General features: G+C 42.4%; 13 protein-coding genes and 1 pseudogene. 8 read left to right on the forward strand and 6 right to left on the reverse strand.

Going from position 1 to position 16,527, the window contains the following annotated elements:
- On the reverse strand, nt 1-2,404 hold a 2,404-nt coding region (locus ACM0OT_RS05580; RefSeq protein ID WP_414563426.1), incomplete at its 3' end, for a DUF748 domain-containing protein.
- A 293-nt stretch (nt 2,405-2,697) separates the two neighbouring features.
- On the opposite strand from ACM0OT_RS05580, the gene ACM0OT_RS05585 reads away from it, so the two are divergent.
- The 3 genes from ACM0OT_RS05585 (at nt 2,698) to recA (ending at nt 5,629) form a co-directional block, all read left to right on the forward strand.
- Nucleotides 2,698-3,111, forward strand: a complete 414-nt coding sequence (locus ACM0OT_RS05585) for a DUF3110 domain-containing protein (RefSeq protein ID WP_414541957.1) — start codon at nt 2,698-2,700, stop codon at nt 3,109-3,111.
- Between the two features lie 246 nt (nt 3,112-3,357).
- Nucleotides 3,358-4,284 (forward strand): N-acetylmuramic acid 6-phosphate etherase, encoded by a 927-nt coding sequence (gene murQ / locus ACM0OT_RS05590; protein ID WP_414563427.1) that lies wholly within the window; start codon nt 3,358-3,360, stop codon nt 4,282-4,284.
- Nucleotides 4,285-4,546: 262 nt separating this feature from the next.
- Nucleotides 4,547-5,629 carry a recombinase RecA gene (recA, locus tag ACM0OT_RS05595; protein ID WP_414541959.1) on the forward strand — a complete coding sequence of 361 codons (1,083 nt, stop codon included), beginning with the start codon at nt 4,547-4,549 and terminating at the stop codon, nt 5,627-5,629.
- A 58-nt stretch (nt 5,630-5,687) separates the two neighbouring features.
- On the opposite strand, the gene ACM0OT_RS05600 is transcribed toward recA, so the two are convergent.
- Nucleotides 5,688-6,449: an FHA domain-containing protein gene (locus ACM0OT_RS05600; protein ID WP_414563428.1), complete on the reverse strand. Its 762-nt coding sequence runs from the start codon at nt 6,447-6,449 to the stop codon at nt 5,688-5,690.
- 698 nt (nt 6,450-7,147) lie between these two features.
- Nucleotides 7,148-8,755 carry a protein kinase domain-containing protein gene (locus ACM0OT_RS05605; RefSeq protein WP_414563429.1) on the reverse strand — a complete coding sequence of 536 codons (1,608 nt, stop codon included), beginning with the start codon at nt 8,753-8,755 and terminating at the stop codon, nt 7,148-7,150.
- A gap of 456 nt (nt 8,756-9,211) precedes the next feature.
- Here ACM0OT_RS05605 and ACM0OT_RS05610 point away from each other — a divergent pair, with 456 nt between their 5' ends.
- The 3 genes from ACM0OT_RS05610 (at nt 9,212) to surE (ending at nt 11,149) form a co-directional block, all read left to right on the forward strand.
- The gene (locus ACM0OT_RS05610) at nt 9,212-9,373 is read left to right on the forward strand and encodes a metallothionein (RefSeq protein WP_414563430.1); all 162 of its coding nucleotides are present in this window, start codon (nt 9,212-9,214) and stop codon (nt 9,371-9,373) included.
- 265 nt (nt 9,374-9,638) lie between these two features.
- Nucleotides 9,639-10,373: a DUF1995 family protein gene (locus tag ACM0OT_RS05615; protein WP_414563431.1), complete on the forward strand. Its 735-nt coding sequence runs from the start codon at nt 9,639-9,641 to the stop codon at nt 10,371-10,373.
- Between the two features lie 95 nt (nt 10,374-10,468).
- Nucleotides 10,469-11,149 carry a 5'/3'-nucleotidase SurE gene (gene surE, locus ACM0OT_RS05620; RefSeq protein ID WP_414563432.1) on the forward strand — a complete coding sequence of 227 codons (681 nt, stop codon included), beginning with the start codon at nt 10,469-10,471 and terminating at the stop codon, nt 11,147-11,149.
- A gap of 22 nt (nt 11,150-11,171) precedes the next feature.
- On the opposite strand, the gene ACM0OT_RS05625 is transcribed toward surE, so the two are convergent.
- Nucleotides 11,172-11,477 carry a hypothetical protein gene (locus ACM0OT_RS05625; protein WP_414563433.1) on the reverse strand — a complete coding sequence of 102 codons (306 nt, stop codon included), beginning with the start codon at nt 11,475-11,477 and terminating at the stop codon, nt 11,172-11,174.
- A 434-nt stretch (nt 11,478-11,911) separates the two neighbouring features.
- Here ACM0OT_RS05625 and ACM0OT_RS05630 point away from each other — a divergent pair, with 434 nt between their 5' ends.
- Nucleotides 11,912-12,589, forward strand: a complete 678-nt coding sequence (locus ACM0OT_RS05630) for a sugar transferase (protein WP_414563434.1) — start codon at nt 11,912-11,914, stop codon at nt 12,587-12,589.
- A 91-nt stretch (nt 12,590-12,680) separates the two neighbouring features.
- Here ACM0OT_RS05630 and ACM0OT_RS05635 read toward each other — a convergent pair.
- Nucleotides 12,681-14,240, reverse strand: a pseudogene (locus ACM0OT_RS05635) (ABC transporter ATP-binding protein).
- A 77-nt stretch (nt 14,241-14,317) separates the two neighbouring features.
- Nucleotides 14,318-15,061, reverse strand: a complete 744-nt coding sequence (locus ACM0OT_RS05640) for a hypothetical protein (protein ID WP_414563435.1) — start codon at nt 15,059-15,061, stop codon at nt 14,318-14,320.
- Nucleotides 15,062-15,485: 424 nt separating this feature from the next.
- Between ACM0OT_RS05640 and galE the strand changes: the two genes are divergently transcribed.
- Entirely contained in the window at nt 15,486-16,490 is a 1,005-nt protein-coding gene (gene galE / locus ACM0OT_RS05645) for a UDP-glucose 4-epimerase GalE (RefSeq protein ID WP_414563436.1), read from the forward strand.
- Nucleotides 16,491-16,527: the final 37 nt, after the last annotated feature.

The raw sequence follows: 16,527 nt of genomic DNA on the forward strand, positions 1-16,527 counted from the left end.
GACCACTAGCTTGGATAGCGTCAGGACTGAATGATTCCACCGACCCAGCCACATTTAATTGACCAGTCAACGCACCTTGAAATTGTGGTGGTACGGCTGCCAACTGTTGCACAGGGACATTATTGGCTTGGACTTGCGCTTGATAACGACCATTCGCCACTTGAATATCGGAGGCAGTAATTGTCCCTCTACCCACATTTACCCGTGCTTGACCACTAGCTTGGATAGCGTCAGGACTGAATGATTCCACCGACCCAGCCACATTAAACTGACCAGTCAACGCACCTTGAAACTGTGGCGGTACTGCTGCCAACTGCTGCACAGCCACATTATTCGCCTGGACTTGTGCCTGATATACACCATCAGCCAACTGGATATTTCTGGCTGTGACAGTCCCACCAGCTACATTCAACCGTGCTTCACCAGTACCACGTAAAGTATTGAGGCTGACATTTTCAGTATTGCCTGCTATTTGAAATGTCCCCGCCAAGGGGCCAGCCAAAGCTGGGGGTGCTTCTCTCAAGATGCGCCCTAGTCTGACATTATTAGCTACCAATTGAGCCGCAAAACTTTGATCTCGCAACTGAACATTAGAAACCGCAATTGTGCCGCCACCAATATTAACACCTGCCCCTTCAGTGCGAATATTAGCCACTTGAAATGGTTCGGCGGTTCCTTCCACAATTACACGCCCATTGAACTGCGCCCCTGCCAAAGAAACATTTTGCAGTTGACTTTGGTCTACAAAAGGTTCTAAGCCGATACCAGAGGCTTGGGCTACAGCTTGCCAACGTTGATTAGCAAAAGTACCCGATCCTCGCACCGTACCACCGCCAACATTTAGCGCCACATTACGGAACGCGAGGGTACGGTCTGCGGCAATGATAGTTTCACCAGTACCAGGATAAGTTGCCCCTGGGGCTTGCCATTTAACCACAGTTTGCACATTATCCGCAGCACCAGTCACTTGAGCCGTAGCGGAAACAGTGCCAATTTGAATCGGGGGTGTTGTCTCGTAAATTTTCGCGATCGCATCTCCAGGAATATTTTTGGCGGCAAAATTCAAATTTAGTCGCGGGGTTGTCCCCAAATTAATTTTGCCCGCACCCGTGATTTCTCCCCCAACTGCGGCTTGGCCGCGAATATCTCTCAAGGTAATTAAATCAGCATCGGGAGCAAATTCAAACTTACTAGTTATATTATTAAAATTAAGCTGATCAATTTGGGCAGTTTTGATAGTGGCAACAGTGCCTGAAAGCACTGGTTTCGTCACAGGGCCAACCAGCTGTAAATCAGCTTGTAATTGCCCAGTTACGGGTACAGGTGCCTTAATATTCAGTGCTGCTTGAGCATTAGCCACACTCACGGCATTAATTCGCCCTGCCACCTTAAAGCCGGCTTTTGTGTCGATAATGCCTGTAGCCACTAAGGGAATTTGTCCGTAATTAGTCGCAATATTATCTAGCTGTACCTCTGTTCCTTGGAAGCGAATATTACCTTGGGTATTGAGCAAAGGTTGGGGTACGTTGGCAACTTGCAAAGTTACCCCTTGTAAGTCAGCATTGCCAAATAATAAAGTTTCCTGTCCTGGTGTAAGTTGAATCTGCAAGTTGCCATTAACTCTACCTGCCTGTAAGTCGAAGGGTAACTTGATCAAGCGGGTAATTTTAGAAGCAAGTAAATTTTGCGATCGCAGTTGTAAGTTGCTTGCTAATGTCCGGGGACGTACTTCTCCCTGAATTGCAATATTTCCGCCACTTTCTGCTTCACCACCCACCTCAAATTTAATTAGTTTGTTGTCTTCTAACAATTGAGCAGTGCCATTTAGCTGCGAAAAGGCAACGGGGGATGTAACTTCGTTTGCTTCTACATCTTCTCTTTGCGGTAGCAAGACCAGATTGCCGTTACGAAACCGCAATTTATCTAGGTCAGTTTCAATTAGTCCAGGTTCACCTGGTGGGGCAATTTCAGTAGTAATCCAGCTTCCTTGATTATCTTGTTCAATGTAAATATCTGGGTTAACTAAGGTTACATCCAGCTTTAATCGACGACTAAAAATTAATTGCAACGGGTCAAAACCCACTTCTACAGCATCAACTACTGCCCGGTCTGGGTCTGTCGCTGTGGCGGGAATGTCTGAAGCCCCAAACTTTACTCCTGTTAGAGAGAAGCCTGTGACTTGTCCCAAGTTGACTGGGCGGTTAAGGGTGTTAATAATACCGCTTTCTGCTAACGGCGTTAATTCCTCTTGCACAAAAGTCCATAACCGCCAAACACCACCCATCATTCCCAAGAGCAAAAGTCCGCCCAAGGCCATACCACCGCGATTCAACACCACCAACCACAACCGTTTGCGGGCAGAGGAAAAATTTGATCGATGCTCTTTTTGAGGAGATTTAGTCATGTGGGTTCCCTTTCCGCTGGGTGTAGCTGGCATACTACAAGCAATAACTAGCACATATCATCATGATGCTTATTCCAGGATACAAACCTATTTTATATTTTGGGATATTAGATTCACTGAATGATTAGGGAAATAGTGGCTCAGAGTTCGATTTTCTACTATTTTCTAGTTAAGAGACCGACAAATAAAAAATTCCATTCTGGGGGAGGATGAGGCAAATATTATTTAGTGGTGGTACAAAATCTCAATAGACTAAAACTTTAATATAAATAAATTGCCAAACAAAAGGACAGATGATTACACCAATGCGTGTTTTTGTGTTAATTTTCAATGCCAATACGGAAAATGAGGGGATTCACTCGATTCGGGTGGGCGATCAAAATAAAATTCTCATGTTCGAGTCAGAAGACGATGCTCTGCGCTTTGCTTTGTTGCTGGAAGCTCAAGATTTCCCAACTCCCACAGTAGAAATGCTCGATGCGGAGGAAATTAAAGAGTTTTGCGTAAGTGCTGGTTATGAATGGGAAATTGTCCCCACAAACAGTGATTTAGTTTTGCCGCCAGAAATGAATGTGGATGAAACTGACTGGCAAGTTGATGCTCCCGAAGATGATAGCTTCCGCTCTGACCAAGTGCCACCAGCTGCGCCAGAAATGTCTGATTCTGAGCTAGAAAACATTCGGCGCAAACTTGAAGGATTATTGTAAAATCAGATACCTATTTGACAAATAGAGGCTAGGGGCTAGGGGCTAGAGGCTAGAGAAGAGTGTTTTCCAGTTTGGTTGTGGGATGTTCTTGATGATTAGCTGACTTGAAATTGCTGAATGCTTTGAGTAAGGCGGCTGAGTAAAACATACTAGTTCCCATTTACCTCTTTTACCCCTGATCCCCAGAGGGGGCCCCGAGTTCCCCAGTCCCTAGTCCCTTTGAAACCCATGTAACGGATGTAGACAATGCAAAATTTGCAGGAACGTGGCTATCTTTTAACCGAGCAGGTAAATCCTCATAGTCTGAATTTAGACCAGCTTAATTCTGTAGAGTTGGTGGATTTATTTAATAGTGAAGACCAAAAAGCCGTGGCGGCTGTGGCGGCGGCAAAAATCCAGTTAGCAGCAGCTATTGATTGTGCAGCAGAGCGTTTGCGCCAGGGAGGACGTTTATTTTATGTGGGTGCGGGGACAAGTGGTAGGTTAGGGGTGTTAGACGCGGCTGAATGTCCACCGACTTTTTGTACACCACCAGAGTTGGTACAGGGAATTATCGCTGGGGGTGCGGGTGCATTAGTACGCAGTTCTGAAGATTTAGAAGACCGGAGTGAAGATGGTGAAGCGGCGATCGCTCAACGACATGTTACCCAATTAGATGTAGTTGTGGGAATTACCGCAGGCGGGACAACGCCTTTTGTACATGGTGCGCTCAATGCCGCTCGTCAACGGGGAGCTAGTACTATTTTTATTGCTTGTGTGCCTGCGTCACAAGTTAGCTTTGAGGCTGATGTGGATATTCGTTTACTAACTGGGCCCGAAATTCTCGCCGGCTCCACTCGCTTGAAAGCTGGTACAGCTACAAAACTAGCTTTAAATATCCTTTCTACTGGGGTGATGGTCAAGCTAGGTAAAGTTTATGGTAACCGCATGGTAGATGTCGCCGTGACTAATCAAAAGTTACGCGATCGCGCTCTGCGGATGTTGCAAGACCTCACAGGTTTAAGTCGTGAAGCTGCGGGTTTTTTATTAGAACGTAGTGGTAAGTGGGTGAAACTAGCGTTATTGATGCACTGGACTGGGTTAGAAAAAGATGCAGGTCATCAATTGCTCACAGAACATCAAGGTAATCTCAGAGCAGCGGTTGATAGTTACAAAAATAACAAACAACCTTGAGAATATGCAATTGCTGTGAATCAATGTTTGTAGTAACAGGCTAGTTGGAAGTGTCGCCTTCACAAAGTCGGCGGGGAATCACTAGATTGTGCAGAACTATCCACATCTGCTAGGGATTGGGTTAGGATCTTGTCACCTATCCTTTTTCATTTGAAAAGTCCCATCAGAGAATTTTCTAGTTAAAATAGTATATCTGTTCTACTCAGACTTCCAGCCCAACACTCTACCAAATCCATATAATCCGTATATTTTAGAGGCAATAATGGCTACCAACACCGATACTTCTGGCAAGCAAAAGGCATTAAATATAGTACTCAACCAGATTGAGCGCAGCTTCGGTAAGGGAGCAATCATGCGCCTGGGTGATGCTACCCGGATGCGAGTAGAGACAATTTCCTCTGGGGCGCTCACCTTGGATCTGGCATTGGGTGGAGGTTTACCCAAAGGACGAGTAATTGAAATTTATGGGCCAGAAAGTTCTGGTAAGACCACAGTCGCATTACATGCGATCGCTGAGGTGCAAAGAGAAGGAGGCATCGCAGCGTTTGTCGATGCTGAACACGCCCTTGACCCCACCTACGCCGCCGCTTTGGGTGTAGATATTGAAAATTTGTTAGTTTCCCAACCTGATACCGGGGAAGCAGCTTTGGAAATTGTCGATCAGCTGGTTCGGTCTGCTGCTGTTGACATTGTTGTCATTGACTCTGTAGCAGCACTGGTTCCCCGGGCCGAAATTGAAGGTGATATGGGTGATATTCACGTTGGTCTGCAAGCCCGGTTGATGAGTCAAGCCTTACGTAAAATTACTGGTAACATAGGTAAATCTGGTTGCACAGTCATTTTCATCAACCAATTGAGACAAAAAATTGGTGTTACTTACGGTAGTCCAGAAACCACAACTGGTGGTAACGCATTGAAGTTTTATGCTTCAGTGCGCTTGGATATTCGTCGGATTCAAACCTTGAAAAAAGGCACTGATGAATTTGGTAACCGTGTGAAAGTCAAAGTTGCCAAAAATAAAGTTGCACCGCCATTTAGAATCGCGGAATTTGACATTATTTTTGGTAAGGGAATTTCTACCTTAGGTTGCATTGTTGACTTAGCAGAAGAAACCAACGTAATTGTTCGCAAAGGAGCTTGGTACAGTTACAACGGTGATAATATCTCTCAAGGTAGAGATAACGCCATCAAGTATCTAGAAGAAAAGCCCGAATTTGCTGAACAAATTAAGGAATTAGTGCGTCAAAAGCTAGATATGGGGGCTGTTGTTTCTGCTAACTCTGTGGCTAAGGCCAATGAGGAAGAAGAAGACGACGATGATGTTGATTTAGATGCAGAAGAATAGCATTTATCTCATTTTTAGTAATTAGTAAAAAGCAAATGCCCCAATATGGGGCATTTTTTTAACTTAACTGTATTGGTTTATTGGATGTATATCTACTAAAAAAGCGGTCTAAAATTTCCGATTGTTGCTCTGCACTTAAGCCACTATGCCAGTGTTCTAAATTTTCTATTAAGCTCGCACTAATTGGCTTTTCAATCCTGTATTTTTCTGTGTCTTGAATATTATCTTGACTACTGGGAGTGCGCGGTACAAGTTGCATCAGTAATTCCATGGCCACACTTGGTAGAACTCGGCTACTCTGATTCAAGAAAAAATCACAAGTTATACTACCTAGACGCAGGCGATCGCCATCTTTGAGTTTGGTTGGATGATAGACGCGTTCACCATTGACGAAGGAACCGTTAGTACTATTAAAGTCTATTAAATAAAAACCCTGCTTTTCAATGTATTGAATAGCACCATGACGACGAGATAAATATGTATCTGTCAAACAAATACCACTGCTGCGATCGCGACCTACTGTCCATATCTGCTGAGGTTGTTGCAAAGTTTGTGTCTGATGATCACACAAGTTAGTCATCACATACACAGTAGTAGTATTTACTACGCCATGTATATAATGCAAATTCACCTTAGTTAACGAAGGCTGATATAAATTTTCTAACCGCAGAATTTCATCTAAAAACCCGCTATGGTGTTCATAAAGTTTGAGAAATAGCTGATATAGACTTAATCGCCTTTCGAGTTCCTTTGCTTGCAAATCAGCCATCATAGCTGAACCGTTTGCTGCCAATAAATGTGATTTACTGATTTCTATCATAAATATTTTATTTCAGCTAATATCAGTAATAATTACCTTTTCATTTGCCGCTATCTTGTGATAAGTAGATAGCTATTAAAGTTGAAAAATTTATAAATTTTCTCTCAGCTTTCCTTAATTTAATAGCCTCATAAATATTATTGATAAAACAATTATTATGACACTTTGTTTGTAATTGTAAGGTATCATTTCAAGTTTTTAACAGATATTAAGCGTTAAGAATAATTTAACGCCATTGTGCAAAAGATATAATAACAGGACTTAAGCAAAACTCTCTTAAACCCTCTTTCCTATCTCTATTGCTACGCAACGCTAACGCCAACGAGACGCTTCTCGAACTGTGGATAAATCCTTGTGGGTAAATCCTAAATAAGTAAAAACTCATGAAGTTAATGTCTAAATAGGGTCTGCTGATTGCAATAATAATCCCACAGATTTTCATGAAATTTAGCAAAAGCTATAGTTTCATGACAAGCCGTGGGAGTGCAATCGGCACCTATTTCCATAGCAATATCTCAATGCAAAAATCTTAACTGACAGCGCTTTGCAAGTAAATGAGGTACAGACTTAATATATTGTAAATCTTGTAGGGTGGGCATCTTGCCCGCCATTGTGTACCTCACCGCTACGAAATCTGCTGTATGAATGTTTCCAGTAGTAGGATGTATTTAATCTTCAGTTTAAACCTTTACTATCAATCACAATAAGCCTCGTTTACCATTGGGGCGTATTGTCATCCAATTGGTCTTTGCTAATGATAACTGTTCATCAGAAATCTTGGCACCAGTAAGATTAGCGCCACATAGATTAGCGGCCCGCAGATTAGCATTACTGAGATAGGCATGGCTAAGGTCTGCACCTCGCATATCTGCTCCTTCTAAATCAGCATGATTGAAGTAGGCTTTGCTGACATTAGCATCTCTAAGATTAGCTCGAGTGAGACTAGCTCTACCAAAGTCACTATTGTAAAGATTCGCTCCTTGGAGATTAGTGTTTTGTAATTGAGTGGAATGAAAATTTGTTTCTGATAAGTCAGCACCTTGCAAGTTGAGACAATTTAAATTGTGTAGAGCAAAATCCCGTCGTCCCTTGAGATATGCTGTTAATAAACCCTGGGAATCTAATTTGCGCTCTTGAGAATTTTGAGGGCGTGAACCATTACTTTGACTACTAGCCAACATTGTTGATTTGCCTACCGAAGATACCTGGCGGATACCGCCAACTTCTGCTGTCTTGGCTCGTCTTCTAGCACGAATTGCGGCGGCTACTTGCGCCACTCCTCCTGCACTAGTAGAAGTAGCTAAAGGGTTATTGCATAAAACAGCAGAATTTTCTCGACTGTTGTATGTTGAATCTTTAATTCCCGTCTCAGATTTAACTAGCAAACCCTGAGCCAAACTTTCCAGATATGGTTCCATCTCTAAAGCTCTCAGTACTTCTTCTGCTGACTGATAGCGATGGCGTACTGATACGTCTAACATTTTCCGCAGGACATTGGTCAAGTGGTCACTGGCTTGCACCATATGCTCCCACATGATCTCACCTGTTTTGGGATTGTAATCCAAATCTTTAGGAGTTTTAGCACTCAGTAAATAAATACATGTCACTCCTAGTGCGTAGATATCACTGGCGTAAACTGGACGCATCGCCATTTGTTCTGGGGGTGCAAAACCAGGTGTTCCTATGGCATATGCAGTTAAAGCTGTCTGTTCCGATTGGCTGACAGCAGTTTGGGTGACTTGATTCTTCACAGCACCAAAGTCGATGAGTACCATTCTGGTATCTTGGGTGCGGCGAATTAAGTTGGCTGGTTTGATATCACGATGGATAACTTTTTGCTCGTGAATATATTGCAATAACGGCAGAATTTCACTTAAAAATTGTTTGACTCCTGCTTCGCTAAGGACACCATTCAGTTTGACCTCTTGTTGCAGTGTCGCACCACTGATATATTCTTGAACTAAATAAAATTGTTCCTGTTCTTCAAAATAGTCTAGTAACCTCGGTATTTGGGGATGATTGCCAATTTTACCCAGGGTTTTAGCTTCTCTCTCAAACAGTTCTCGCGCCATCTGTAATACATGTGGTGCATTTCCTGAAGGGCGTAGTTGCTTGATGACACAACTTGGCTCTCCTGGTAAGGCTTCATCGTTAGCTAAAAATGTGGCACCGAAGCCACCCTGACCTAATGGTTTGACTACTCGATAGCGATCGCGCAATAGTAGTCGTGAGCCACAAGACTGACACCTTTGGCTATATGCCACATTTTCTGGATTGGGACATGTAGGATTTAAGCAATAGCTCATGCACTGTCAACTCGCTGCACGAAGAATAATAGGGAGCGTTGCACTCTTGTTTCATTATTTAGATAATAATTAACTCTCGCCAGGTAATTTTTGCTGGAAAACCTTTGAAGAGTTTCTAAAGTTAACTCCGAGTTACGTAGGAGAATGGGGATAATATGACAATTTATTATACTTGTGCTTCTAGATAGTCTCTAGGCTATTTTTTAGATGAATTATCAGTGTTAAAACTCTTTACTTTTGCATCTTTTCGACAGTATTTTTACTGAAATAAGCATTCCTTTAAGCACTTTTATAAACATTTTTCCCTCCCATTAAATTTGCCAAGCGAGTTCACAATCATGCGGTTGGGTTTAACTCTTCTTTTACAAGCGATGTTTAAGTTTTGTTAAAAATACATGAATATATGTTCATATATGATAGAGTAAATACATCATGTAGTTTCTAGGAGATTTAGAGATGACGACTGTAACTCAAATGAAATGTGCCTGTACGAAGTGTCTATGTATAGTTTCCATTGAGGACGCTATTAATAAAGATGGTAAATACTACTGCTCTGAAGGCTGTGCTGAAGGACATAAAACCATCCAAGGCTGTAATCATAATGGCTGTGGCTGTTAAATTATGCTGATTTTTGGGGAAGAAGAGGATCGCAGGTGCTATTCTTCCTCTTAAACTATTTTTTACACATTACAGGAAGCCAATGGGACAACCATAGGACTTACGCACTCGCTACGAAAATCAAGGCTTTGAGATTGCTTCCCGAAAATACGTGGTTGGTTACGTAAGTCCTGAATCATTTCTTCTGGGGAAGATCGTCTTGTTAGCTAAATCAGAACTAATCCTGAAACAATGGGATGTAGATGCTAGATTCATATGCAAAACTATGTCTGAACTTCCCAAGAGTCTTGAAGAAGCGATCGCCCAATCTCGCATAGCCACCCAAGCAGCCCTGGCAGATGGCTATACTCGTTTACAAGTTGATTTTCTGTTCCCCGAACTCAAGTTGATGCCAGTGGCGGAACAATTTTTACCAGCATTTGCAGAATATGATTCTCGCCTCAAGGTTTTTTTTGCCGATGCTGGTGCTGCGGCTTTAGCTGGTCGTGATTGGGCTGATGCAGCATTTAAAATTTTGGATATTGGTACAGGTAGGGCTGCCTCACTACAGTCTAAAATTCAGCCAGAAGATGAAATTTTCTTATTTATTGCCCCCACATCTGTAGAAGTACCCCAGGTAGAAAAGCTATGTGAAACCATAGGCGATCGCCCTTTTGTGATGTTAAATCCTCGTTTGGAAGATTCTGGGGTTGTGGGTATTGGTTATACAGCCAGACAAACCCGCCAGCGTTTTATTAGTACTATTGAATCTTGCTACTACCTACGTCCTGTAGATGATGAAACTGCCGTATTTCGCTGCTATCCCGGCTTATGGGAAGTATGGGTGGAAACTAAGGGCGAGTATGAAAAAATTGCTGAATTACCCAAAAAGCCCTCTGGCGATGAGTTAGATGTGATTCTCATGCAAGGACAACCACAATCTACCGGCGATGCTACACCCACGAAAAAACCCAATATGTTCAAGAGTTTACAAAGATTTTTCAAGGCGTTGAGTAGCTAACAAAATCTAGCCGATATTGTAATTTTATTACCTTAGCGCAGATTTTAATCTGCGCTAAAACTACATCTTGGATGTTTTACCTGATAAACAAACGTATGACCATAGTTTTAACTAACGATGACGGTATTGATGCTCCTGGTATTCAAGCTTTATTTCAGGCTATTAATGGTAAACATGTGATTATTGCTGCGCCTAAAGACCATCAATCTGGCTGTGGTCATCAAGTTACAACAACTCGCCCCATTCAGCTTGATCGGCGTTCTGAATATGCATATGCGATCGCAGGCACTCCCGCCGATTGTGTGAGAATTGCTACTAGCCAAATTTGCCAAGATATCAAGTTTGTACTTTCAGGTATCAATGCAGGGGGCAATTTGGGAGTAGATGCTTATATTTCCGGTACTGTTGCAGCTGTCCGAGAAGCCGCAATGCATGGTATTCCGGGAATTGCCATTTCCCATTACCGCAAAGCTAAACAAAATTTCGATTGGGATCTAGCTACTAAGTGGACTGCTAAAGTTTTAGCTGACTTACTCCTACGTCCCTTAGAACCGGGAAGTTTCTGGAATGTGAATTTACCACATTTACAACCAAGCGAACCAGATCCTCAGGTGATATTTTGCCAACCTTGTACCAAACCGTTACCGATTAATTATCGGATTGACGGCGATGATTTCTATTATGTCGGGGAGTATAGCAAACGCGATCGCACTCCTGGCAGTGATGTTGATGTCTGTTTTTCCGGTAATATCGCTGTGACTCAGTTAAGGGTTTGATTCGTTATTGCAAGTATCAACTTTATCTAGTGTCATCTAATTGTTGAATCAATAATGTTAGTCTATCTAGGGATTGTGTCACCTGAGTTAGTCTTTGCAATGAATTATCCTGAGATTGAGCCAGGGTTTGTACAGCATCACACAATGCAAAAATTTGATACCCTTGTTGCTGTACCTGTTTTCCCTGTGCTTCAATTTGTACACTGAGATTTTCTAATCTTTCAGCAAGGTGTTCGATTGTTTCACTAGTAGTTAGTACAGCTTCCCCTATTTGCTCAACAATGGATTCTAAGCGACTAATTTTCACTTCGATGCCAGATAAAAGCATTTCTTTTTCATCCCCTAATCTAGTGTCGCTATGCTTGCATCAGTGTTGGAGTATGTCACATCTAGATAACAACTATTTGTAATTTTGCTGCTTCGTGCTTCTATCGCTAGATAGAGGCATTTTTGATAGCCAAATTTTGATGGCTCTGGTGACTTTAAGTTGTCAGCCGGAAAAATGTGTGATAGAGCCTAATTGACTTGACAGGCAATCCTCAGATGTATGCATTGTTCTACACATAAACTTTATAATTAGCCATCTTCCTGACGGTAGATTTATATACTTCATCTAAACTTCATGAAACTGGGCGATCCCCAGAAAAAATATAAAGATCAAGTAAATATGATTGATAAATATGTTGTTTTTCATGAAGCAAAGTTTATAGTCAAGTCAACGCTAAGTAATTCTACTTTAGTCCCTTAGTATTCGGCTAGAAAATGTACCATACACACTTAAACAGCGTTTTGCTAAGTACTACTCATACAGGGTGGGAGTTGCATTTCACTCCTCACTCCTCTGTACAATCTAAATTTAAACGTAGCTTGGACATTATGGGGAGCTTGGTAGGACTGTTAATCCTATCCATAGTTTTTGTACCGATAGCGATCGCCATTAAGATTGATAGTCCAGGGCCAATTTTCTTCACCCAAGAACGTTATGGACTGCAAGGACGTCCTTTTCTGATGCGAAAATTTCGCTCAATGGTTCATGATGCGGAACAACTAAAATCTTTGGTGAATAATGAAGCTGAAGGTCTGATCTTTAAAAACAAGAATGATTTTCGAGTCACGAAAGTGGGACGTTTTTTGCGGAGTACGAGTTTAGATGAACTGCCTCAGTTTTGGAATGTCCTCATGGGGGAAATGAGTTTAGTGGGAACTCGTCCACCTACAGGAGATGAAGTGATGAACTACACTCAAAGGCACTGGCAACGTTTAAATGTCAAACCGGGAATAACTGGTGAGTGGCAGGTTAACGGTCGTTCTCACGTCAAAGATTTTGAACAAATAGTTGATTTAGATTTGCAATATCAAAACAATTGGCACCAACTGTATGACTTAATGTTGATTGGGAAAACTCTCTACGTCATCTTTAGGCGCATTGGAGCTTTCTAAATGCTGATTGTAACCAATCTATGCCTTCTTACCTCCCTCATCTAAACAGTAAGGGAGGTTTTATTTTGCCCAGTCCCCAGTCCCCAAACAACTAATGCAGTAGTTCTTCTACTTGATGCTGACTCCACAAATTTTTATAAAGACCATCTTGTTGTACAAGTTCTAAGTGATTGCCGGTCTGGACAATTTTTCCTTTATCCATGACGAAAATGCGGTCAGCTGCGGCGGCGGCGGATAACTGGTGAGTGATAAAGATCACGGTTTAATGACTAATTTCTGGATGAATTTGGGCTTGCTTGGCCACAGACTCAACATCTTGTTGTTCGCTCACTGGGTCGCCGTAACGAATATTATTTTTAATTGTGGTGCTAAATAAAAAGCTATCTTGAGGCACATAGGCGATCGCATTGCGTAAATCTGCCAAAGCTATAGTGGTAATATCCACACCATCCAAAAATAACTGCCCTGGTTCAATATCCAACAACCGTGGTAATGCATTGGCCAAAGTTGACTTTCCAGAACCAATTGCGCCCACAATTGACACCGTTTCCCCAGGAAAAATAGTGAAGTTGATATTTTCTAACGCCGGAGTATTGGCATTAGGGTAAGAGAAGCTGAGATTTGTAGCTGTTAGTTCCCCTTTAACTTCAGCTAGGGGTAAATGTACAGTATCCTCTGTATCTTGAATTTTCGGGGTGACAGCCAAAATAGACTCCAGACGGTCAATACTCACTTCACCGCGTTGGTAAGCGGTAATAGTAAATCCTAATAAGGCAGTGGGGAAAACCAGTCGTTCTACATAAATCAGTAGTGCTAAAAAGTCTCCTACAGCCAGGGTACCAGTGGAGATGCGTGTTGCACCGAGCCAGATAATTACTAGTGAACTAAGATTAGCTAAACCACCAATTAATGGGAACAGTATATTGCGGCTTTTTGCCAGTTGTAGGTTCGCTGCCAATAATTGCTGATTCTTCTGGGCAAAAGCTCGCCGCTCATTTTCTTCTTGGGCGTAAATTTTGATCAGAGCAATGCCGCTAATATCCTCTTGAATCAGTTCACTGATATCGGAGAGTTCTTCTTGGACTACAGCTTGTTGTTTCCGTAAGCGATTGCTGAACAAATGTACTAACCAGAACATAAAGGGATACACAGCCAAGGAAGCTAATGTGAGATCCACACTAATTGTGAGCATTACTGGCAGGGTGAGTATGTAGGCAAACACAGTATTTGCCAAACTCAAGACAGCAAAGCCCACCAACCGCCGAATATTATCTACATCGCTAGTAGCCCGGTTGATTAAATCCCCAGCTGTATTAGTAGCAAAATAAGATGGTTCCAGTTTTAGTAAGTGTTCAAAAATCTGTTGTTTCAGGTCAAATTCTACCTGACGACCGACTCCGAACAGCCAGATGCGTGAAGCCATGCGAATGAGCCACATGGCCGAACTGAGCAAAATGATTGGCACTACATAACGTAGTATTTGGTTGAAATTAAAGCTGGCTGAGAGTTGGTCAACTGCCGAGCGAATTAACCAGGGTATATAAACGCCTAATCCATTGACAGACAATAAAGCAATAATGCCTAATGTCGCTTCCCGCCAATGGGGACGAAGGTAAGCACCGAGTTTAGCAAGTCGTCGAGATTCTGCCATTGAAGCAATTAAGTTGTGCAGATTTTAAATCAGGCCAGCCACTAGAGCGTAGCATTATGGCCTGTTTAATTACTGTTTTAGTTAGTTGTTTGGTTGCCACGCAAGAAAAAGTAAATCTGGTTGAGATAACTTTCCCATACCCGGGTTGTGATTTGCAGAGTTTCTGTATTGGGTACAAAGTCTTCAATCCGCAACCCCCGTTCACCTACTGTTGGAGGAGTTTGTAACAGGTAAGGTGGAACTTTTGCACCCAAAGAGTTGAATGCTATTGTTGCCTGATCCTGTCCTCCCTGCATGAAAATAGAATCTCCGACAATATCGGAAATTATCATTGGGGTATTTGCGGGCCCCAATGCCACAAGTGCCTCAGGTGAAGAATTATCAGGTCGGATAGAGGACATCAGCCGATAATTCTGAACAATTTCCTGAGATGCGAGGTTGGTATCACCTACCGTTGCTATGGGTATTCTGACAAGAAAATAAGCGATCGCAGGTGTACTGGACAACAGTAAAATTGTCAGCGCCCAACCTATTAAATAACCACCTGGTTGCTCTATCCCGCCTCCCTTAATCCTCTGAGCAGCAAACATCATCAACAAAATAGAGGCTCCTAGTGGTTTGAGCGGAAATGATATCACTCTCCACATGGATGCTACAGCTGGTTCGTTAGGGTTAATAAACGACAAAGCTATCACAACCAAAACAATGACTAAGACTAATCGTCCAACAAAAGTTCCGGAAGGATAAAATCTTTGGAACAGAGAATAAACGATAGTGCCAAGCAGCAGCCACACAAGTACGCGAGTTAGCAATAGAAACATAGATTAACTCTCTAATTTTCTGGTGCGGTGAGGCAGCGCTGTGAGTCTAGTCCTATGTAGCAAGGCCTTTTCCGTCAATTTTTTGCGGGCGCCAGCTGCTGAGAAAGCAAAGTCATACCGTGTATTTGACAGAAAAATGGGAGGCATATTGCCCAACGTAGGTAACTAGTTTTCCTCATGAGCGACTACCGAACCCTTAAGGGTTAGCCTAGAGGTTTGGGATATTCGATGTATTTGCTCGTCAAATTGTAATCCTACTGTTACTTGAGAGCAAATACCTCTAGTTCCATACCAAAGACTACCGTCGTAGTGATTTTAGTGCAATTTTTTCCCAGTGAGTCTATTATTTTGAATTTTCTCGATGAGTAATGTGGCACCAGTAAACTAAATTAATTGAGTAGTTGTCAACTCTAAAGGAAAAACTATGTCTTCTGGAAAGCCCAGCATTTTAGTTACGGGGGGCGCTGGATATATTGGCTCCCATACTGTACTTGCTCTTAAGCAAGCAGGTTATGAAGTGATAATCCTCGATAATCTGGTTTATGGACATCAAGACTTAGTAGAAAAAGTTTTACAGGTAGAACTGGTAGTTGGAGATACAGGCGATCGCCCTTTACTAGATGACTTATTTAAAACCCGTAATATTACCGCCGTGATGCACTTTTCTGCATACGCTTACGTAGGTGAATCTGTGACTGACCCTGCTAAATACTACCGTAACAACGTCGTAGGTACCCTAACGCTACTAGAAGCCATGCTGGCGGCATCTATTAAGAAATTTGTTTTTTCTTCCACATGTGCCACCTACGGAGTACCAGAAGTTGTACCTATTCCCGAAAACCACCCCCAAAACCCCATCAATCCTTATGGCGCTACCAAGCTCATGGTAGAGCGCATTCTGGCTGATTTTGATATGGCTTACGGTTTAAAATCAGTCCGTTTTCGTTACTTTAATGCTGCTGGTGCCAATCCTGATGGCTTATTGGGCGAAGACCACCAACCAGAAACTCACTTAATCCCTTTAATTCTGCTGACAGCCTTAGGCAAAAGAGAATTTATCTCAATATTTGGCACAGATTATCCTACACCTGATGGTACTTGTATTCGTGATTACATTCATGTAAACGACTTAGCAGATGCCCATGTATTGGGCTTGGAATATTTATTAAAAGATGGCAACAGCGAAGTATTTAATTTAGGTAATGGCAATGGCTTTTCCGTCAGAGAAGTAATAGCCGCCGCCGCAGAAGTTACTGGACGCACCATACAAGTTCAAGAGTGCGATCGCCGCCCAGGTGACCCCCCCTCTCTCATTGGTAGTGGCGAAAAAGCCAGAAAAATTTTAGGTTGGCAACCCAATTACCCATCCATTAAAGATATTGTTACTCATGCCTGGCAGTGGCATCAACGGCGGCATATTAGGGGCTAGAGGCTAGAGGCTAGTACAAGTCGGCGTAAATAAACAG

It is taken from the genome of Anabaena sp. CCY 9613, assembly GCF_963920895.1.
GTDB lineage: Bacteria > Cyanobacteriota > Cyanobacteriia > Cyanobacteriales > Nostocaceae > Cyanocohniella.

Coding starts and splice junctions, on each gene's coding strand:
- surE (WP_414563432.1), top strand. CDS start 10,469: ATGACCATAGTTTTAACTAACGATGACGGTATTGATGCTCCTGGTATT.
- ACM0OT_RS05610 (WP_414563430.1), top strand. CDS start 9,212: ATGACGACTGTAACTCAAATGAAATGTGCCTGTACGAAGTGTCTATGT.
- ACM0OT_RS05605 (WP_414563429.1), bottom strand. CDS start 8,755: ATGAGCTATTGCTTAAATCCTACATGTCCCAATCCAGAAAATGTGGCA.
- ACM0OT_RS05615 (WP_414563431.1), top strand. CDS start 9,639: ATGTCTGAACTTCCCAAGAGTCTTGAAGAAGCGATCGCCCAATCTCGC.
- murQ (WP_414563427.1), top strand. CDS start 3,358: ATGCAAAATTTGCAGGAACGTGGCTATCTTTTAACCGAGCAGGTAAAT.
- galE (WP_414563436.1), top strand. CDS start 15,486: ATGTCTTCTGGAAAGCCCAGCATTTTAGTTACGGGGGGCGCTGGATAT.
- ACM0OT_RS05600 (WP_414563428.1), bottom strand. CDS start 6,449: ATGATAGAAATCAGTAAATCACATTTATTGGCAGCAAACGGTTCAGCT.
- ACM0OT_RS05640 (WP_414563435.1), bottom strand. CDS start 15,061: ATGTTTCTATTGCTAACTCGCGTACTTGTGTGGCTGCTGCTTGGCACT.
- ACM0OT_RS05630 (WP_414563434.1), top strand. CDS start 11,912: ATGTACCATACACACTTAAACAGCGTTTTGCTAAGTACTACTCATACA.
- recA (WP_414541959.1), top strand. CDS start 4,547: ATGGCTACCAACACCGATACTTCTGGCAAGCAAAAGGCATTAAATATA.
- ACM0OT_RS05585 (WP_414541957.1), top strand. CDS start 2,698: ATGATTACACCAATGCGTGTTTTTGTGTTAATTTTCAATGCCAATACG.
- ACM0OT_RS05625 (WP_414563433.1), bottom strand. CDS start 11,477: ATGCTTTTATCTGGCATCGAAGTGAAAATTAGTCGCTTAGAATCCATT.